This is a genomic window from uncultured Jannaschia sp., assembly GCF_947494055.1.
Lineage (GTDB): Bacteria > Pseudomonadota > Alphaproteobacteria > Rhodobacterales > Rhodobacteraceae > Jannaschia.
The window spans coordinates 1-17568 of record NZ_CANLTR010000033.1; the positions used below are offsets into that span (position 1 = coordinate 1).

At 64.7% G+C, this 17568-nt stretch carries 18 protein-coding genes and 1 pseudogene; 5 read left to right on the forward strand and 14 right to left on the reverse strand.

Features of this window, described 5'->3' with window-relative positions; translation table 11 throughout:
* Positions 1–68: 68 nt before the first annotated feature.
* Positions 69–971 (reverse strand): putative sulfate/molybdate transporter, encoded by a 903-nt coding sequence (locus Q1A87_RS18015; RefSeq protein ID WP_299654498.1) that lies wholly within the window; start codon positions 969–971, stop codon positions 69–71.
* Between the two features lie 104 nt (positions 972–1075).
* On the opposite strand from Q1A87_RS18015, the gene Q1A87_RS18020 reads away from it, so the two are divergent.
* Positions 1076–1285, forward strand: coding sequence for a molybdopterin-binding protein (locus tag Q1A87_RS18020; protein WP_299654501.1), 210 nt, complete (start codon positions 1076–1078; stop codon positions 1283–1285).
* Here Q1A87_RS18020 and Q1A87_RS18025 read toward each other — a convergent pair.
* Genes Q1A87_RS18025 through tsaA form a run of 5 tightly spaced genes read right to left on the reverse strand, consistent with a single transcriptional unit; the run spans position 1240 to position 5371 of the window.
* Positions 1240–2064, reverse strand: coding sequence for an ABC transporter ATP-binding protein (locus Q1A87_RS18025; RefSeq protein ID WP_299654504.1), 825 nt, complete (start codon positions 2062–2064; stop codon positions 1240–1242). The genes Q1A87_RS18020 and Q1A87_RS18025 overlap by 46 nt on opposite strands.
* The gene (locus Q1A87_RS18030) at positions 2064–3086 is read right to left on the reverse strand and encodes an iron ABC transporter permease (RefSeq protein ID WP_299654507.1); all 1023 of its coding nucleotides are present in this window, start codon (positions 3084–3086) and stop codon (positions 2064–2066) included. The genes Q1A87_RS18025 and Q1A87_RS18030 overlap by 1 nt, the downstream gene beginning before the upstream one ends.
* A complete protein-coding gene (locus Q1A87_RS18035; RefSeq protein ID WP_299654510.1) occupies positions 3059–4087 on the reverse strand; it encodes an iron ABC transporter substrate-binding protein in 1029 nt (342 codons plus the stop codon). The genes Q1A87_RS18030 and Q1A87_RS18035 overlap by 28 nt, the downstream gene beginning before the upstream one ends.
* 1 nt (position 4088) lies before the next feature.
* Entirely contained in the window at positions 4089–4880 is a 792-nt protein-coding gene (locus tag Q1A87_RS18040) for a molybdate ABC transporter substrate-binding protein (protein ID WP_299654513.1), read from the reverse strand.
* A 17-nt stretch (positions 4881–4897) separates the two neighbouring features.
* Positions 4898–5371: a tRNA (N6-threonylcarbamoyladenosine(37)-N6)-methyltransferase TrmO gene (gene tsaA / locus Q1A87_RS18045; protein ID WP_299654515.1), complete on the reverse strand. Its 474-nt coding sequence runs from the start codon at positions 5369–5371 to the stop codon at positions 4898–4900.
* Between the two features lie 179 nt (positions 5372–5550).
* Here tsaA and Q1A87_RS18050 point away from each other — a divergent pair, with 179 nt between their 5' ends.
* The 4 genes from Q1A87_RS18050 to Q1A87_RS18065 all read left to right on the forward strand — a co-directional run bounded on the left by Q1A87_RS18050 (position 5551) and on the right by Q1A87_RS18065 (position 8861).
* The gene (locus Q1A87_RS18050; protein ID WP_299654518.1) at positions 5551–6258 is read left to right on the forward strand and encodes an ABC transporter permease; all 708 of its coding nucleotides are present in this window, start codon (positions 5551–5553) and stop codon (positions 6256–6258) included.
* Positions 6251–7006 (forward strand): ATP-binding cassette domain-containing protein, encoded by a 756-nt coding sequence (locus tag Q1A87_RS18055; protein WP_299654521.1) that lies wholly within the window; start codon positions 6251–6253, stop codon positions 7004–7006. The genes Q1A87_RS18050 and Q1A87_RS18055 overlap by 8 nt, the downstream gene beginning before the upstream one ends.
* A 24-nt stretch (positions 7007–7030) precedes the next feature.
* Entirely contained in the window at positions 7031–7849 is an 819-nt protein-coding gene (locus Q1A87_RS18060) for a substrate-binding domain-containing protein (RefSeq protein ID WP_299654525.1), read from the forward strand.
* Positions 7850–7961: 112 nt separating this feature from the next.
* On the forward strand, positions 7962–8861 hold the full coding sequence (locus tag Q1A87_RS18065) for a helix-turn-helix transcriptional regulator (RefSeq protein WP_299654528.1): 900 nt from the start codon (positions 7962–7964) through the stop codon (positions 8859–8861).
* Between the two features lie 293 nt (positions 8862–9154).
* Here the strand turns inward: Q1A87_RS18065 and Q1A87_RS18070 are convergent, their stop codons facing one another.
* The 8 genes and pseudogenes from Q1A87_RS18070 to Q1A87_RS18105 form a co-directional block, all read right to left on the reverse strand.
* Positions 9155–9469 (reverse strand): hypothetical protein, encoded by a 315-nt coding sequence (locus Q1A87_RS18070; RefSeq protein ID WP_299654531.1) that lies wholly within the window; start codon positions 9467–9469, stop codon positions 9155–9157.
* A gap of 277 nt (positions 9470–9746) precedes the next feature.
* Positions 9747–10025: pseudogene (locus Q1A87_RS24250) on the reverse strand (metallophosphoesterase); the annotation flags it as partial.
* 38 nt (positions 10026–10063) lie between these two features.
* The gene (locus Q1A87_RS18080) at positions 10064–10486 is read right to left on the reverse strand and encodes a hypothetical protein (protein WP_299654537.1); all 423 of its coding nucleotides are present in this window, start codon (positions 10484–10486) and stop codon (positions 10064–10066) included.
* 10 nt (positions 10487–10496) lie between these two features.
* Positions 10497–11564: an AAA family ATPase gene (locus tag Q1A87_RS18085; RefSeq protein WP_299654540.1), complete on the reverse strand. Its 1068-nt coding sequence runs from the start codon at positions 11562–11564 to the stop codon at positions 10497–10499.
* Between the two features lie 513 nt (positions 11565–12077).
* A complete protein-coding gene (locus Q1A87_RS18090) occupies positions 12078–13574 on the reverse strand; it encodes a TniQ family protein (RefSeq protein WP_299654543.1) in 1497 nt (498 codons plus the stop codon).
* Positions 13529–14506, reverse strand: coding sequence for a TniB family NTP-binding protein (locus Q1A87_RS18095; RefSeq protein ID WP_299654546.1), 978 nt, complete (start codon positions 14504–14506; stop codon positions 13529–13531). Before Q1A87_RS18095 ends, Q1A87_RS18090 begins: the two co-directional genes overlap by 46 nt.
* 4 nt (positions 14507–14510) lie before the next feature.
* On the reverse strand, positions 14511–16841 hold the full coding sequence (locus Q1A87_RS18100) for a hypothetical protein (RefSeq protein WP_299654549.1): 2331 nt from the start codon (positions 16839–16841) through the stop codon (positions 14511–14513).
* On the reverse strand, positions 16841–17542 hold the full coding sequence (locus Q1A87_RS18105) for a hypothetical protein (protein WP_299654552.1): 702 nt from the start codon (positions 17540–17542) through the stop codon (positions 16841–16843). The genes Q1A87_RS18100 and Q1A87_RS18105 overlap by 1 nt, the downstream gene beginning before the upstream one ends.
* Positions 17543–17568: the final 26 nt, after the last annotated feature.

The following is a 17568-nucleotide window of genomic DNA, read 5'->3' on the forward strand; positions in this document are numbered from 1 at the left end:
CAATGAACGAGCGACACCAGCTATGAAGAAGCAGGTGGACGCCAGTTCCTACACCACGCCCCGGGACACTACCCCGCTGGAAGGCAGGCAAGAACAAGAATGACCGCCCCGATCAACAATGGGGCCGCGCCGGTTCGCGCGCCGAAGCGATGATGTGCGACCAGGCCGCCTGCGCCGTGGCACATCGGCAGGGCTCCGAATGGCGCGCAAAGCAGGTTCGAGGCGCCCGACGTCAGGCAGAGCCTGCGGGGCGTCACGCAGTCCGCGGATTGGCCGAAGCTGTCCTGCGCGACAAAGGCCGTCAGGAACACCGCGTTCGTCAGTGTCAACGCCAGCTGCGGCAGCGCCAGATCGGCGATGGAAGATCTCACGTCGTCCATTTCGATCCGTAAGGGAAACCAGTTCCCGCCGGTGGCCTGGGCGAGTTCGGGCCAGCCGGGGTGTCCGATGACAAATCCCGACGCGATCCCGGCGCCGATCGCCAGAAGCGCGGCATGGGCGCCGACCCTCAAGGCTATAGAGGCAACGGCGAGTGTCAGCCCGCCAATGATCCATTGATCCTGGATGAGCCCTAGGGCGATCCACGCAAGCGCAAGGCCGAGACCCAGTTGAAGCCCGGACAAGACGGATTGCGGCACCAGTCTCGCGATCCGGTCGATGAGGCCGGTGGCTCCCAGAAAGAGCAGCACGAGACCGATCAGGACGCCGCTGAGCGCAATCGCGCCCGGTGGGACCGTGCTTACCAGTGCCACCGCCGCGATGGCCTTCATCGGTTGCACAGGCACGGGCAGACGGTAGATCAGGCCTGTCGCGATGTAGAACAGCCCGAAGCCCAGCAGCACGGCCTGTGCCGACAATCCCACGATGGCGATCGTGGCGATCGTCAGCGGCAGCAGCGTGCCGATGTCACCCAGAGCACCATTCGCTTCGCGAAGATCGAAGCGAAATCCGTTATGACCGTCATCACGCATGCCGCCATCCTGACATGCGGCTGCTTGCATCCGAAGACGAGATGTTGATTTCGCCCACGGGGATCGTAGGTCGCTCGCAGCGAAACAAGTGCCGGAGCGAACCGATGAAACTGAGCGCACGAAACAAGCTGGCCGGAACCGTGGCCAATATCGAAAAGGGCGCTGTCAATTCTACCGTGCAGATCGATCTGGACGGCGGCAGGATCGTGACCGCCATAATCACCAATGCCGCGGTCGACGAACTGGGGCTCGAGGTCGGCAAGACGGCCTACGCTGTCGTCAAGGCAGCCGACGTGATCGTCGGCGTCGATTGACCTGTCAGCGACGGCAGGCAGACCCTTCGGCCCGAGCCGGTCGTCTCGACCGTAACCGGAATGCCGTAGACCCGGCTCAGGTTGCCATCGGTCAGCACGTCCGATGCGAAGCCGTCCGTCCACACCCCTCCGTCATGCATCAACAGGACGCGGGCGTTCAGCGCGAAAGCCTGGTCGGGATCGTGCGTTGACAGGATCACGCCGCGCTCCCCGACCGAGGCGTCGCGCACCAGCGTGCCGATCTGCGCCAGCATCTGCGCCTGGTTGCCAAAATCGAGACTGGCGGTCGGTTCGTTCATGACAATAAGCGGCGTATCCTGCGCCAGCGCCCGCGCGATCAGCACGAGTTGACGTTGGCCGCCGGACAGGCGCGAGTAACCGCGGTCCGCGAGATCGCCAATGCCGAGGCGGTCCATTGCCTTGCGCGCGGCCTCGCGGTCCGGCCGCCCGGACTGGGCGAACGCGCCAAGGCGCGCGGTCCGGCCCATCAGAACGACCTCCAGCGCCTCGAAGGGAAAGGGCGGCGCATGGGCCCGCGGGACATAGGCGATCCGGCGGGCGATCTCGGCACGTCTTTTGCTCGTGATCGGCGTGCCGCCCAAGTAAACGCCGCCCGCCAGCGCGGGTAGCAGGCCCAGCAGCGTGCGAAACAGCGTAGTCTTTCCGCATCCGTTCGGGCCCAGCAGGCAAAGGATGTCGCCCGGACGGACGGCGAGGTTCAGACCTTCGCCGACCTGATATCTGCCGTACCCGATGGCGAGGTCCCGCGCCTCGAGCATCAGGACCAACCGCGCCGGCCATGAGGTAGCAACCAGACGAAGAACGGGGCACCGATGACCGCCGTCAGGATGCCCAGCGGCACTTCGATCTGCGCCATGGTCCTTGCCAACGTATCGACGATCAGCAGGTAGCCTGCCCCGATCGATACCGACGCCGGCAGCACCCGGCCGAAGTCGAGACCGACCAGCATGCGCGCGATATGCGGAATGACGAGGCCGACCCAGCCCACGACGCCCGCCAGCGCGGTGACACTCGCGGTGATGAGCGTGGCCGCCGACATCACCAGAAAGCGCGTGCGCCCGGCTTCGATCCCCAAGGGCCGCGCTTCCTCGTCACCAAGGCTTAGGACGTTGATCCGCCACCGCAGCAGCGTCAGTGGCACCAAGCCGACCAGCACCATCGGCAGGGCGGGCAGGATGTCCTCGGTCGTGATCGCGGCAAGCGAGCCCAGCAACCAGAAGGTGATCGCGGGCAACTGGTCGTAGGGGTCTGCCATGACCTTCAACAGCGATGTCGCAGCACCAGCAAGTGCGCCGATCACCACTCCAATCAGCACCAGCGTCAAGGTTCGGTCCGTATTGCGGACCGCCGATGCCACCAGCATCACGAAGCCCACTGCCGCCATACCGCCCACGAATGCCGAGAACTGGATCGCCGCCACCGGCAGCGACAGGAAGATGCCCGCGACAGCCCCCAACCCCGCGCCAGCCGAAACCCCCAGGATATCTGGCGAGACCAGTGGATTGCGGAACAGCGCCTGATAGCTGGCACCAGCCGCCGCCAGGGCGCCGCCGACCAGCAGCGCTGCCGCCACGCGCGGCACACGGATGTTCCAGACCACGATCGCAACCTGCGGATCGCCCTGTCCCACAAGCGAGGCCAACGTCTGCCCGGGCGTCAGTGCGTAGGGCCCGATCATCACCGCGACGATGGCCAGCGCCACAAGAGACGGCGCCAGCACGCCGGTCCTCGTCAGGCGAGGCCAGTGTGGTGCTACATCGGCGGTCGTCCCTCGGACCATTCAAGCAGCCTTTCCTGTTCTTCGTCGTCCAGGTCGACATGATAGTCGAGTTCGTAGAAGGCGCGGGTCTCAGCGCGCAGATCGCCTTCCCACCTGTCGGGGTAGAGCAGCCCGGCCATCCAAATCAGCCCCATCATCCGATTGAGCGAGGGCGGCCGGTCGATCCAGCCGAACGGTGCGGTCGGGGAGAGATACACGCGCCCCTGTTTCACCGCGTCTATGCCCTGCCACAACGGGTCGCCGAAAACGTCCGCGTAGAAGTTCGCGTCCCAGGTCATGATGGTGTCGGGATCGGCCACGATCACCTGTTCCATCGACGCCTGAACCAATCCGCGAGAAGTACCACCGTCGTCGACCACGTTCCGCCCGCCAACGCGCTCGATGATCTCGGTGTTGATCGAGCCCTTCATACCTGTCTCCAGCCCCTCGGGGCCGCGAGCGAGGTAGACGCGCGGGCGCCCGTCTTCGGGCACGTCTTCGAGGAGCGTGTCGATGCGGACGAAGGTCGCTTCGACATCCGCGGCCAGCTTCTCGCCGCGTTCCGGCACGCCGAGTGCGTCGCCGATCAGGCGCAGCGCCTCGGGCGTGTTCTCGAACCGGCCGTCGACCAGGATGTAGGGGATGCCGGTCTGCTTCTGAGCCCGGTTGGCGAGGTCGATATAGGTGCCGCGGACCGAGCCGAAATCGAGGATGAGATCGGGCTCGATCCCCAGCACACGCTCGAGGTTGGCCTCTCCGCCCCGCCCGGTCAGCCGGCCGGTCTCGGGAAGGTCACGATAGGGTTCGGCGATATACTCGCGCTCCTCGGGCCGGAGGACGCGGGGCCAGCCGGTCAGCGCCTCGGGCTTCATGACGTAGACGAGGATCGACGCCGGTGGACCGGCGGCGAAGACGGTGTTCACCTCGTCGGGAATCTCGACAACGCGGCCCGCGCTGTCGGTGATCGTGCGTGCCTGCGCGGGCAGCGCCAGCGGGGCGAGGATCAGGACGAGGGATCGCATGTCAGTCCTCCGTCGGGACGGCCGCGGCGTCGAAGCCGTATTCGGCCAGCACGGACTGGCCGGCAGGCGACAGGATGTGCAGCGCCAGCTTCCAGGCTTCGGGCGGGGCACTGTCCAGCACGATCAGCCCGTAATCGGCGCCGACCGAGAGGGCGTCGGGGATCTGGACGATCTGCAACGCGGGCATTTCCCGGCGGGCCAGTACGGCGTTGGTGCAATAGGTCAGGAACAGGTCCGCCTGATCGCTGTCGAGCACCCAGGCATAGGGGCTGCGGCCCTCGGGCGGCATTTCGCTGTCCGGTCCGCCGGTCAGTTGCAGGGCCTTCGCCTTCAACGCTTCGGCATGGCCGGACTTGTCGAACAGTGCGAAGGCATAATCGCCAGACGGATCAGCCTGCGGTGTCGAGGTGCCAAGGCGGGTGTCCTCGTCCAGCATCACGTCCAGCAATGCATCGGTCGAGACTTGCACTTCGGGCCGCGCGAGGCCGCAGAGGCGGTTGCGGGCGAAGAGCGCCACCGGCCCGCCGCGGCCCGCCTCTTCCAGCGTGCGCGGGTGGCCCATGTTGGCCGAGGCGAAGACGTGCGCCGTCTCGCCCACCTCGATCCGCTCGCGCATCAGGCCCGAGGGGCCGAAACTCGTGGTGACGGGCGTTCCGTAGGTTTCGCTGAAGTCCCGCGCCACGTCGGACAATGCGGCCTTCAGACTTCCCGCAGCGAAAAGTGAGACCTCCTGCGCCGTGGCGGGGGTCATCGCGGCGCAAAAGATCGCGGCAAGCAGGATGCGTCGGGGCATCTTGGGTCTCCCTTGGTTCAGGCGGTTTGGCCGACGCCCGGCTTCGGTGGCGTTTTCGGGCTGAAGGCGCAGCGGTCGGGCTTGATGTCGAGCAGCGGCGTTCCGTCGAGGCAGTCGAGCCCGCGCACGATCAGCGTGCTGCCCTCGATACGCAGCAGCCTGACAAGCGCGGTGCCGATCGGGTTGGGCCGGACGGGCGAGCGCAGCGCGAAGGTGCCGATCGTGGCGCCGTCGCCGCGCGGGCTCTGGAGGGTCAGGTCGCGTCGGCTTCGGTCGAGCCAGTAAAGCACCTCGATCTTGTCGTAATCCCCGAGCCCCTTCAGCGCCGCCTGCCAAACCGGGTCCAGCACGATCCGGCAATTCGGGCCGTCGTGCCGACCTTGCCGCGGGCAATCCGCGCGGGCGGCCCAGGGCGTGCGGATCTCGCCGATGAACCGCAGCACGGCGTTCGATGGCGGATCGAGCGTAATAGCGGTCTCATTCACGCGCATGTCTTCGTCGCACACGCCGGCTTGTGGAAAATTTGCAGTTCTGTCTCGCATAGGAAACTTGTGTAACCGCAGCATACGCTTCTAGTGGCAGGCATTTCCGGTATTGGCCAGCCTTGATCTTCAGTCCGTAGACAACATACGGTCCGTATCGGCCGGAATTGTTGCATATTTAGGAGATAATGCAAAACATGGGGGACGCGTTCGGTCTTGCCCTTCAACTCGTCTTCTCTGGTGACGCCGATCTGCTGGAGGTCGTGATGTTGTCTTTGCAGGTCAGCCTGACAGCGACGACCGTTGCCAGCCTGATCGGCCTACCCATCGGCGCGCTGGTGGCCATCGGGCGGTTCCCGGGGCGCAACGGGGTGCTGATCGTGATGAACGCACTCATGGGCCTGCCGCCCGTCGTGGTGGGCCTGCTCGTATATCTGCACCTGTCGCGGTCGGGGCCGCTGGGCTTTCTCGGCCTGCTCTACACACCGACCGCAATGATCATCGCGCAGACGATCCTGATCACGCCCATCGTGGCAGCGCTGTCGCGCCAGGTGCTCGAGGACCTGCACGCTGAATATGCCGAACAGTTCCGCTCGCTATGCCTGACGAAGCTGCAGATCGTGCAGGCGCTTCTGTGGGACGCGCGCTATTCACTTCTGACCGTCGGCCTGGCCGGGTTCGGCCGGGCGGTGGCCGAGGTCGGCGCCGTGATCATCGTGGGCGGCAACATCGACCACCTGACACGGGTGATGACCACCGCTATCGCGCTTGAGACGTCGAAGGGCGACCTGGCGCTGGCGCTGGCGCTCGGCATCATCCTTCTGGTCATTGCACTTGGCGTGAACGCCGCCGTGCAGTCGGTGCGCATGACCGCGGCGAAGCAAGCCTATGTCTGACGCGCTGATCGGCCTCGCACCGGCCGCGGCGCGGCGGGCGCAAAGCGCCGCGATCCTGCCACTGGCGGTGCGCGACCTCGTCCTGCGGTTCAGAGAGGCCACAGTCCTGGACAGGATCAGCTTCGACCTCGGCGGAACCGGCTGCACCATGGTCATGGGCCCGAACGGTTCGGGGAAAAGCCTGCTGCTGAAGCTGCTGCACGGCCTGATGCAGCCGAGCGAGGGCCAGATCGACTGGACGGGCCACTCCGCGACCGACGTGACGGCGCGCCAGGCGCTGGTGTTCCAGAAGCCGGTCCTGCTGCGGCGCTCGGTCGCCGCCAACATCGACTTCGTCCTGAAGGCGCGCGGCAAGGATCCGGGCCGGTGCGATGCGCTGCTCGATCATGTCGGCCTTGGTCACAAGGCATTGCAGCCCGCGCGCCTGCTGTCCGGTGGAGAGGCGCAGCGGCTGGCGCTGGCGCGTGCGCTGGCGACCGATCCCGAGGTGCTGTTCCTCGACGAGCCGACGGCGAGTCTCGATCCCGCATCCGTGCTGGCGATCGAATCCATTGTCGGCGACGCGCGCGACCGCGGCGTGCGGATCATCTTCGTGACCCACGACATGGGACAGGCCCGACGCATGGCGAACGACGTCCTGTTCCTGCAACGGGGCCGCATAGCCGAGCACACCCGTGCCGCCGACTTCTTCCCCGAGCCGCGAAGCCAGGCGGCCCGGGACTACCTGAACGGCAGAATTGTCGTCTGACAGACCAACCAAGGGAGACACCACATGCAGATGAAAACACTTGGCGCCGCCACGATCGCCACGCTCCTGGCCGGCGCCGCCTCGGCGCAAGACCAGTCCATCATCGTCCAGTCCACGACCTCGACCGCGAACTCCGGCCTCTACGACTACCTGCTTCCCATGTTCGAGGAAGAGACCGGCATCCAGGTCAACGTCGTCGCCGTGGGCACCGGCCAGGCGATCCAGAACGCCGAGAACTGCGACGGCGACGTCCTGCTGGTGCACGCAAAGCCCGCCGAGGAGGCCTTCGTCGAGGCCGGCTACGGCACCAGCCGCACCGATCTGATGTATAACGACTTCGTCATCGTCGGTCCCGAGGACGATCCAGCCGGCGTCGATAGCATGGAGGACGTGCAGGCGGCATTGTCGCGGATCGCCGAAGACGGCGCACTGTTCGCCTCGCGGGGCGACGATTCCGGCACGCACAAGAAAGAGCTGGCGCTATGGTCCGTCGCGGGCGTCGATCCGACCGAGGCCTCGGGCGACTGGTATCGCGAAACCGGTTCTGGCATGGGCGCGACGCTAAACGCGGGCATCGGCATGGGCGCCTATGTCATGACGGACCGCGCCACCTGGATCAGCTTCGACAACAAGCAGGATTACGAGATCCAGGTGCAGGGCGACGAAGACATGTTCAACCAGTACGGCGTGATCCCGGTCAGCCCCGAACGCTGCCCCAGCGTGAACGCCGACGCCGCGCAGACCTTTGCCGACTGGTTGGTCTCGGACGCGGGCCAGGAGGCGATCGGCGGCTACGTGGTCGCGGACGAGCAGCTGTTCTTCCCCAACGCGCCCTCGAACTGATCGAGCGAGAGGGGCGACCAGTCTTGGTCGCCCCATATCCAGGAACTCAAAACCCATGTCTGAGGAGGAGAATTTCGGCTATCGCTTCTCGCGAAGTTCTCTGAGGCCTCCAATGACCGACACTGCGTTCCCGGACCACGAATATCTGACGGTCAAGGAACTGGCCGACCTGCTGCGCTTGAAGGAGCGGAAGATCTACGACCTTGCCGCCTCGGGCGCGGTGCCGTGCTCGCGCGTAACGGGCAAGCTGCTGTTTCCGGCGGACGAGATCCGCGCATGGATCGACCGTGCCAGATCGGGTGGACACGGTGATACGGCATCCGGCCCGCCGACCCGCCCGCCGATCATGCTGGGCAGCCACGACCCGTTGCTCGACTGGGCGATCCGGCAATCGTGCTGCGGGCTGGCCACGTTCCACGATGGTTCGCTCGACGGGCTCGAGCGTTTCGAACGAAAAGAAGGCGTGGCGGCGGGTCTGCACATCCATGACGAACTTTCGGACAGCTGGAATGTGACCGCGGTCTCGGGTGCGACGGGCAATCAGAACGCCGTGCTCGTGACCTTCGCCACCCGGCATCGGGGCCTTGTCGTCCGCCCTGGCATGCCCCCGCTATCGGGCCTGTGCGATCTTGCAGGCCGCCGCATCGTGCCCCGTCAGTCGGGATCAGGAACGGATACTCTGTTCCGACACCTGGCTGCGCGCGAAGGGCTGGGCCTGTCTAATCTGGACATGGCCGAGGTGGCCCGCACCGAGGACGAAGCCGTCGAGACCGTGCGCCGCGGCGAGGCCGACGCGGCCTTCGGTCTCGAGGCAATGGCACGGAGCTACGGCCTCGACTTCGTGCCGATCCTCGACGAGGAGTTCGCGCTTCTTGTCGACCGCAAGGCCTGGTTCGAGCCGCCGATGCAGACGTTGATGACCTTCTGCGCGTCGGCGGCCTTCAAGGCACGCGCCGAGGCCTATGGCGGCTACGACATTGGCGCATTGGGCACGGTCGTCTGGAACGCTTAGGCCGAAGGCAGAGGGTCCCGCTCTGGCAACGCTTGCAACTCGCGCGGCAGGCATCCCGCCCTTCAATTTCACCCCCCCCCGCTTAAGTCGTAAGCCGTGTAGACGAAACCGCAATTCGCACGTCAACGCCGTCAGCGAAGCTTCGACGTGGTCTGAACGACGCCGTGGCAGTCTGAATGTAGCGCAATACGAGTGTCGGCTTCCGTCGACGCAGCCTTGCTAGTTTGCGGCCGCGGCGAATTCACACTGTCCGCCTTTCCAAGACATTCCAGGAATCCCAGCCCCCTTGGTTTTCATCCGGACCAGCCGGCGAAGATCACCCCGATCCGTCCGACGCTCTTCTCGCCCTCCCTTGCAGACCGCGCCCATCCGAGCTGCGGCCGATACGCCGCCCCGGCATCGAGACAGATCGCCTGGCAGCCCTCGACGCCGTCCATTTGTCCTAGCTCCTCGGCCGTCTCGATGAGCGACGTCCGGATCGCCGGCGTGTGCCCATGCACGACGATCGTCGGCCCCCGCCATCGTTGCCCTGTGAAAGGATCGACGTCCCACCCGCCCTGCCACGTCAAGCTTTCGTGCCGGATCGCCGCCCAGTGCAGATCGTCCACCGGCCGGTCCCGTGCGAGATGGATGTCGTCGGGCGTGGAGGGATCGAGACCGGCATGGACGAAGAGCAGATCGCCGATACGGAGATGCGACGGCGCGGCTTGGATGGTAGCAATGTAGGCCTTGGGGATCGTCGCGGAGACGCTCGCGCGCTTGCCACCAAGATCTGCGCTCCCACGCCGGATCGATTTCGCGCGTCACGGTCTTGCCGCCGATCGCGAGCCACGGTTCCGCATTCCCGTCGAGCGCGTCGAGCAGTACCAGCTCGTGGTTGCCGGGCAGGAGGACGACGCGATCGGCGCGGACCAGCCGGGATGCGTTCATTATCAGCCCGATGGCCCGCAGGCTGTCCAGACCGCGGTCGACGATATCGCCCAGGAAGACGACGAGGCGTTCGGTTGCAGGAGGCTGCGGGGCCCTCGCGATCCCGTCGAGGCAGGCCGCGAGCAGGTCGGCCTGCCCGTGGACGTCACCGCTCGCGAAGACCTCGAGATTGGCGGGTATGTCGCCCGGCAGGACGCGCGGCGGCAGCGAGACGTAACGCAGGTCGGGTCTCATCGGGCCTGGCCCTCGAGGTAAATAGCTGTCGGCATCGGCTACCAGGGTTGCTGGATGGATCGCAGGTGTCGATACACGAACATCATGCCCGCGCTCCCGTCATCGAGCATTCGGTCGACGGGACGGCGGCCATCATAGTCCGGTCCGGTGTTCGGGCGCATGATCCAAGTCGGCCCGAGCCGCCCCCCGAACGCTGCGCGCTGCGCGCTATACAGAGCGACCAGCAGGCCGGCCCGCTTGAGCTGCCCGGCCTCGAACGGCGCGTCGTAGGTCCCGGCGGCGATGCGGTCCCAGTCGTCCGGCGCGACGTCGAGAAGCCCCGCGGCCTCGTCCGGCGTCAGCGACCAGGCCTCCGCAATCCGCCGCATCGCCGTCGCGACCACGCGGATGGCATCAGGGTCGGCGGCGCGGCCATCGGAAGCGAGAATGCCCGACGGCTTGTCGGTGTCCGAAGGTGTCATCGTCACCCCCTCAGTGCAGCACGGGCAGGGCGAGCACTGCCCGGGCCCGCAAGATGCAGCGCTGGACGGTCCGCAAGCTTGGCTGGGTGTATGCCGGCAGGCGCTCGATCGTCTCAAGAATTGCTGTCGTGGCCTCGTCAGGTAGGTCGTGTAGAGCAGCCTGCCGGATGGCGAAGTCGTGCAGCTGCGGTCGCGTCGGTCCCGCCAGACGTAGAGGCGGACAGCGGCTGAGCAGCGGTGCGGACAGCCCCGCGGTGGTGTTGGCCGTCATGATCCAGCCGAGCCAGCTCATATCGAAGCTGACCCGGAAGTACGGGCAGGACCACGCCGCCGCCGTCGATCGATCGAGAAGCGGCAGCAGCGCCTGTGCGAGGTCGTGCGCGGTGCCGGACTTCGACCGGACGGACCCGGCCTTTTCGACCTCGTCGATCACGATCAGAGGATTGGCGACACGATGTGCCAGGATCGTCTCCAGCACCCGCCCCGGCCCGGCGGACGCCCAGCCGACCTGAGAGCCGACGATTGCAAACCCGGCAGGCTCGCTCGTGGCATCGACGATCGTCGTGGGAGCCCCAACGAGCGATCCGAGCGTCCGAGCCCAGTGGCTCTTGCCGATCCCCGGCGGCCCGACGAGCAGCAGCGACGGCAGGCGCAGGCCGGGATCACCCTCGCGGACCGAGCGCCGCATCGCATGCCAGACGGTCTCGGTGGCCGGCGCCATCCACGGCATGTCGGCGTGCAGGGCGGCCGCGATCTCGTCGGCGCGGTGCTCGGTCGGGATCGCCACGAGGTCGGCCCCGTCGCGCAGGACGGAGAGCCGGGCGCGGGTCGCGGCGGACAGGTGCGCGAGACCGGTGGCGGCCTCGGCGCGGTCGTGGAGGGCGCGGGCGCGGCGGTGAATACGGATCTTGTCGGACCTAGGCAGGCAGAGCTGCCATACATGGATGTCCTCGTCACCGTCCGACGGTACCTCGGGACCGCCACTGCCCCGCCAACCTCGGAGCCGCGCCAGGTGCGCGAAGAGGCGGCGCTCGATGTCGGTGACCGAGAGCAAGTCGTCACGGTAGCGCGCGGCCATGATGGGATTCGGGGCATGATCGTCCTTTCGACAGGCAGCCGCCGATCGGGGCGGGCCGCGTCCCGGCCACGTGAACGCGGCGCGGGGGTGACTGTGGAAAGGGTCCGGACCCTACAGAACGGAGGGAGAGCGGGGGCCAAGCAGGATGTCAAACGAACTGCTGGGCAAACCAGCTTTTCTGTCTTATCGTAAATCTAATCAATTCATAATAAACAATTTTAGAGACTTATACTCAGACAGACGTCTACGATCCAAGCAGAACTTCTGCCGGATGCACAAGCGCACGTGTGCATCCGAGGATAGTTCTGCCCGGACACGAAACGAAACCCCTTTTCCTGTACACTACCGAGAAGGCATCTGAGTAAAGGTCTGCCCGAACCTTAGTAAAGGTCTGCCCAAAACTGAGGAAAATTCTGACGGCCTGACGAATCGCCGAACCACAACGTTGAATGGGCGGGATGATCTGCCGTGATTCGAAGTATGAAGACGGCTTCGAAGAGCGTCGGCACCCGCCTACATGGCGACGCGAATTCCTTTGATCCCCGGAACACCCTCCTCGCGAACGGCATGACGTTCCCCTACAAGGATCGCGGAGACGAGGGCTGACGTCGGACCCGCCCCGCCCTGGCAGGCAAGAGCCACCGTTCCGAACCTGCGGTCGTCGTCTTCGGTCCGTACAGGAAGAGCGGCAATCCGCGCCAGGAAATCATCCAGATGACGTCGTGCGAAAACGATCCGCCTGATCTCGCCGCGCTCTTCGGCCGGAAAGATCGGTCGGAAGACCCCGGAACGGTAGAGAGCGAGCGCCTGTGCATTCGATGCACCGATATAGGCGGCGACATCGTGCAGGAGGATCGGGTCTGCGAGATCGGCGCAGATCGTTTCGACTTCCCCGACTGGGAAAACCAGATCGCCGCATTCGGCGATCGTAGCACCCTGATCGACGTATCCAAGCTTTTGCAGGAGCAGGAACAGGCGCCGACGAGTCAACCTGGTCGCCTCGACGAGGCTGCCGAGGGAGTGAAAGCGTCGCTCCGTAACGACTTCGCCAAGCACGGTCTCCCCGCGGTCGACGGCCGAATGCTCGATGATGTGGTCGCGCAGGATGCCACGGATCGGGCCTGGATCGACGAAGCTCGAGCGGGTGGCCAACCAGTCGAAGAGCCGCCCGTACATCGCCAACGGACCGGCCTGTGCAGCCTTCGTGCCGGCACGGACGCGAATGTCATCGATGGCTGAACGGATGGATGCAGGACCCTCGACATAGATTCCGAAGCCAGTTTCGAGAGCGGTTCCTCGCTTGTCGGCCGATAGGCTGTGCAGCCGTACGCCGTGTCCGTAGTCCAGCACGGCCCCTAGGACTTCGGATGCGGCGAGGACCTGTTCCAGCGTCTGGCCGTCGGTCCAGTCGTCATGCCCATTGCGCCGTGCGATGCGGTGATCCAGCCAGTCGAGGTAGCGCGGCGTCTGCACAGGGTCCGCCGAAACTTGCCTCTGTCGATCAAGCGCCTTCGATACCGGCAAGGTCCGAATATCGACGGCCTGGCCATCGACGAAATCAGTCAGCCGGTCATTGTGGATCGGGCATGATTGCGTGACGCGAAAGCACCAGAGGATCCGGTGTCGCCAAGCCTTTCGCTCCCCGTCGTCCCGCAAACAATGCAGGCAGACCTTTCGGACCCACGGAGCCGCGAAATCCTTCGAGAGATCTTCACCGCGAAAAGCGGTCTCGCGAGGCAGAATTCGAAACGCGCCGTCAAGAAGCTTCGCAGGATCCATACCGATGGCAGTCGCGAAATCCCTGACCGGGCCGGGCTTTCCGGCGAGGAAGCCCATGCGGTCGACGCCGAGATCCGCGAGGATACGGTTCACCGGCTGACCGGTCTCGACGGCTGCGAGACGACCGAGCCAGGACAGGGCCGTCTCGTCGGATTCGTATGCGAGGCGGGTACGAAGCATCGTCGTCACATCCAGCCCTCCTCGAGAAGACGGTTTCGAACGTCCGGCCATTCTTTTGCCATGAACGGATGGATTTCGCCCGAACCCGTCCGCATCCGGTACAACCGACCGGCAACCTCGAGTTCGACCGTATCTCGACGATCCGTGATCGTCTTCGAGATGATCGCCCTCGCGAGATCGAGGGATCGACCGAGGCTTCCATTCGATGCGACGACGATCCGCTCACAAAGATGCGGATCGGACGGCAGAGGGAGATCGAGCATCGTGCAGCACCGATCAACGAAAGTCCGCAACTTCAAGGCGTCGTCCTTGCCGAGTGCGAGGGGCCCCAGATCGAACCGCATGAATCGCCGATCGGTCTCCGGGTCCTTCAACAGCCCTTCCGTGAGCAACGCCGTTCCGGAGAGGACGACGGCAACCGCGTCGTCTCCTTGGAGAAGATGCTTGAGCGTCTGCAAGGCCGCTGCCGGATTTCGCCCGGTTCCTGGACGCAGGAGATGATGCGCCTCGTCCAGCCAGAGCAGACAAATTCCGGTTTCGGTCATACGATGGCGGGCGGTGGCCCAGATCGCGTTCGCGGTTGCCTTGTCGGAGAAACCTCCATAGCTCGTGTCGCGCGCGATCAACTCGCCGACCCCCTTGATGGTCGCCTCGGGTGGCACCCGGCAACGTAGCCAATTGCCGGGGATGCCCGGTTCGGCCCGGACGAAACCCGGAAGAGCCCCAATGTTGCGGTCGATCATGGTCGTTTTGCCGTCACCGGACTCCCCTCGCACTGCGACGCCCGAGGTTTCGTTCGTGAGAGGATTACGGCGGGCGATTGGCACGATCGCCCCGTTCTCGTTCACGACCATGATCTCGCGCAGGTAGTCGGTAAAGAGCGCATCTCTGCTGTTCTTCATGTAGCGTCGTGCGAGCCAGGCAACCCGCCCGGGAATATCGGCCGGCACGGGGTCCAGCGATACGGATCGGTTCTCGGTCATTGAATTACTCCATAAGGTCGTCGTCGGAGATTGCTTCGGAGGCCCCGGCGGGCCTGATCGAAACGTTGGTTCGAGAAGGACTGGGCGCCGCGAGAGGAGAATGCGTTTCCGGCCGAGCGCGGCGTGAAGAGTTTTTGACCGGAGCAATCGGCATCGGACCCGATGCCAGAGCCGCCGAGTCCGCATCTCCCGCCTGGCCGGAAGGGTCAGCTGCTGGCCCCGACCATACGGATTCGGCATCGAAGGAGCTGCCCTCTTCATCTCCATCGAGCCCCGCGAGGAGATCGAAAGCTTCCGGCCGATCGAACCGTCTGTCCGCCGTATCCGAGTAACGCCGCAACTCTTCGTCGAAGCGATCGAATTCCACCGGACGCATCGAAGGACGAACGAGTTTAAGGAGCTTCGCTTGCTTGTAGACCTCGTCGTCCATCTCGACGCGGGCCCTGTGAACCGGATCATCCCAACCTTCCGGTCGATCAGAGTTCATCCGAACGATTTCGCGAAGATCGTCGTAATCCTTTCCGATCCAGCGAGGATCCGCGGCCGTGACCGTGATCCAGCGATCCTTTGCGAGACCGACCTCGATCGCGCCGATATCGCCCTCCCACCAAACGATATCGACCTCGTGATGGCGTTCGGCGTTCATGATCCGCGCGAGTTCCTGTGTAAGGTACCACACGCCCATGCAGCGGATGCCGCGTTGGCCAGGCCGACGACGGCGTCGCACGCCGAACGCATGCCGCATCTCCTGCAGCGTGAGCGTTCCGGGGCGGCATTCCTCCACCGCCCTGTCCCAGGCTTCGGCGGGCGTCGCCCCCATCAACCCAGGATGAGGTTCGTTGTGATAGATGTCGACGGTCCAGCGAACGAGCCAGAAGAGGAAGCGCTCGAGCGTCAACTGCGCCCTCTCTTCCGGATTCTTCTCGCGGCGAAGCATCACGTCGCCGAACGTTCGTCCGAAGAAACTCGTCAGAAGCGTCTTGTGAATGGTCTGGAAGACCCGCTCAATGATCGCGCGCAGCCAGGGCAGGCCCGCAGGGGCCCCAATGTTGTCATGCCCGAGTCGCGCGAGGAGATCGTAGACCGTTTCGGTGACGTACTCGTTTCCCCGATCCATGACGAACCGTTCGACGCGACCGCCTTGTTTCCAGGGACGTGCGCAGCCGGCAGCATCGGAGATCGTCTTCTTGTCGAAATGAACCATTTCGACGGTGTCCTTCAGCGATGTATTCGAGCCCGCGACGACGATCTTCATCCCGACGAAGCAACGTGTGTAGACATCGACCGCGCCCGACAACATCAGGCGCTTCGGCTTGCCATCCAGTCCGAGAGCCTCTTGCTCGTGGATTCCCAGATGCTTGAAGATCCCGGTCTGAACGAGAAGGACCATCAGATCGATTTCATAGCCGTCGACCTGAACGCATTCGAGCGCACGCGATGTTTCGAGACCGACCCCGACCGGATGCATCTCGCGATGGGCGATCTTCGGACCCCGCGTCCGGACCGAGTGCTCGAGCGGCGCCATCGCATCCACAAGATGCCAGACGAAATCGTATCCAGGCTTGCGCAGACGCGTTCCTGGCACGTCCATGCGGGATCTGACCAGATTCTCCTCATGGAACTTCGAGACGACGCTCTTGTAAATGCTTGCGATGGACGGCTCGTCTTCGGTCAGTCGCCGCTCGATGACGAACCGGGCAAGCGCCCGTTCCTCCTCGCTGTAGTAGGTCTTGCGGCCACTGAACCGGTACGCATCGAACAGCACTTCATCACCGTACCGGAGGCATCTGCGGTAGATGTCGTGCATCTGACGGCCCTTGCGGGCACATGCATAGAACTGCACCCCGAGCATGATGGCCGCACCGTCACGACGCCGGGTGGTGCCCAGTCGTGCGTTTCGCATCTGCTCATGGATTTCTGTCGCACGCAGAAAGATTTGTGCTTCGGCTTTCTGGAATGCCGAGCGGGTCGGTGCGAGGCCCTGCTCGACAGCCTCGCTCGCGGCCAGAAAGGTCGCCTTCCGCGCGTCCCATCGCAACAGCTCGAATTCGGAGCGATACACGCGCGGAATAGGGTCCGTCGCCCCGGGAACCGCCTTCGGCAGACGCCGAATTGCGAGTCTGCCGTAATCGTCGGCATTGGTCGCATCCTCGTAGCGAAGGATGGATCCTGCTTCCGGCATGACCTCCCCGGTGTTCGGGTCGGTCCACGCTGCCCAGAGAACGAGATACCCCTCATCCCGAAGCTCGATGACAAGTCCGGGCCTCCGGTTGTAGAAAAACTGCACATTCGGAGAAAGCAGCCGGCGCGCCCGATCGCGGAATGGAGCCGACATCAGGCTGCCCGTCCCTTGCGCACCGGGCAGGTCGGCGCGATGCGCGTATTTGCCGGAATTTGAAGACGATGGCGCTGGATCAGCCTCGCGACGCCGAAGTAACCGTCTCCGCCGAGGCCGGTATACCGCAGAAACTCCGCGATCGTCTGCGACCTGTTCAAACGGTTCGCGGCATCCGTCAGGATCCCATCGATCTCCATCTGTGGATGACGCGCGGCGTGAAAGGTCTGAGCGTTCGCCACGACGACCGGATCGAGATTTCGTTCCGTCACGGTCCGAATTCGTTCCGCCGTGAGGGGGAGCGCGGCTTGGCAGATCGCCCGCATCTTCGCCCTGTAACTCGGCTTGTTCGCCTTGCTCCAGGGTTTCACATCGATCGCCGTGCGGATGCCTCCGGTGACGGTGAGACGACCGTCGAACGTATGAAAGCGCGTCCGCCCGTCCGTCGCGCGATACGGGATTCGGGCGATCTGCTCTTCGAGATCCACGAAGCCCGGCGTGTAGATCAGGCACAGGAAGACGCGATATTCGAGAAGGCTTTCGAAGCGGATCCGCTGGATGCTCTTGCCGCGATAGAAGGTGAACTCGCCACGGAAACTGTAGGGTGAGCGCTTCGAGATCATTCTGGTGGCACGGCTCCGGCACGGCTCCACGAGGGTATAGGCCGTGGAAATCTCCGGAATGGTGTCGGTGTCGGTCATGGTTTTCGTCCAAGTCTTTCGGCTCC

What these genes read in the sequence shown, in the direction of transcription:
- Q1A87_RS18030 (WP_299654507.1), bottom strand. Translation starts at nt 3,086, where the DNA reads ATGGTCCGAGGGACGACCGCCGATGTAGCACCACACTGGCCTCGCCTG.
- Q1A87_RS18040 (WP_299654513.1), bottom strand. Translation starts at nt 4,880, where the DNA reads ATGCCCCGACGCATCCTGCTTGCCGCGATCTTTTGCGCCGCGATGACC.
- Q1A87_RS18090 (WP_299654543.1), bottom strand. Translation starts at nt 13,574, where the DNA reads ATGGCCGGACGTTCGAAACCGTCTTCTCGAGGAGGGCTGGATGTGACG.
- tsaA (WP_299654515.1), bottom strand. Translation starts at nt 5,371, where the DNA reads ATGCGCGTGAATGAGACCGCTATTACGCTCGATCCGCCATCGAACGCC.
- Q1A87_RS18020 (WP_299654501.1), top strand. Translation starts at nt 1,076, where the DNA reads ATGAAACTGAGCGCACGAAACAAGCTGGCCGGAACCGTGGCCAATATC.
- Q1A87_RS18055 (WP_299654521.1), top strand. Translation starts at nt 6,251, where the DNA reads ATGTCTGACGCGCTGATCGGCCTCGCACCGGCCGCGGCGCGGCGGGCG.
- Q1A87_RS18060 (WP_299654525.1), top strand. Translation starts at nt 7,031, where the DNA reads ATGCAGATGAAAACACTTGGCGCCGCCACGATCGCCACGCTCCTGGCC.
- Q1A87_RS18085 (WP_299654540.1), bottom strand. Translation starts at nt 11,564, where the DNA reads ATGGCCGCGCGCTACCGTGACGACTTGCTCTCGGTCACCGACATCGAG.
- Q1A87_RS18015 (WP_299654498.1), bottom strand. Translation starts at nt 971, where the DNA reads ATGCGTGATGACGGTCATAACGGATTTCGCTTCGATCTTCGCGAAGCG.
- Q1A87_RS18100 (WP_299654549.1), bottom strand. Translation starts at nt 16,841, where the DNA reads ATGTCGGCTCCATTCCGCGATCGGGCGCGCCGGCTGCTTTCTCCGAAT.
- Q1A87_RS18105 (WP_299654552.1), bottom strand. Translation starts at nt 17,542, where the DNA reads ATGACCGACACCGACACCATTCCGGAGATTTCCACGGCCTATACCCTC.
- Q1A87_RS18095 (WP_299654546.1), bottom strand. Translation starts at nt 14,506, where the DNA reads ATGACCGAGAACCGATCCGTATCGCTGGACCCCGTGCCGGCCGATATT.
- Q1A87_RS18050 (WP_299654518.1), top strand. Translation starts at nt 5,551, where the DNA reads ATGCAAAACATGGGGGACGCGTTCGGTCTTGCCCTTCAACTCGTCTTC.
- Q1A87_RS18065 (WP_299654528.1), top strand. Translation starts at nt 7,962, where the DNA reads ATGACCGACACTGCGTTCCCGGACCACGAATATCTGACGGTCAAGGAA.
- Q1A87_RS18025 (WP_299654504.1), bottom strand. Translation starts at nt 2,064, where the DNA reads ATGCTCGAGGCGCGGGACCTCGCCATCGGGTACGGCAGATATCAGGTC.
- Q1A87_RS18080 (WP_299654537.1), bottom strand. Translation starts at nt 10,486, where the DNA reads ATGACACCTTCGGACACCGACAAGCCGTCGGGCATTCTCGCTTCCGAT.
- Q1A87_RS18035 (WP_299654510.1), bottom strand. Translation starts at nt 4,087, where the DNA reads ATGCGATCCCTCGTCCTGATCCTCGCCCCGCTGGCGCTGCCCGCGCAG.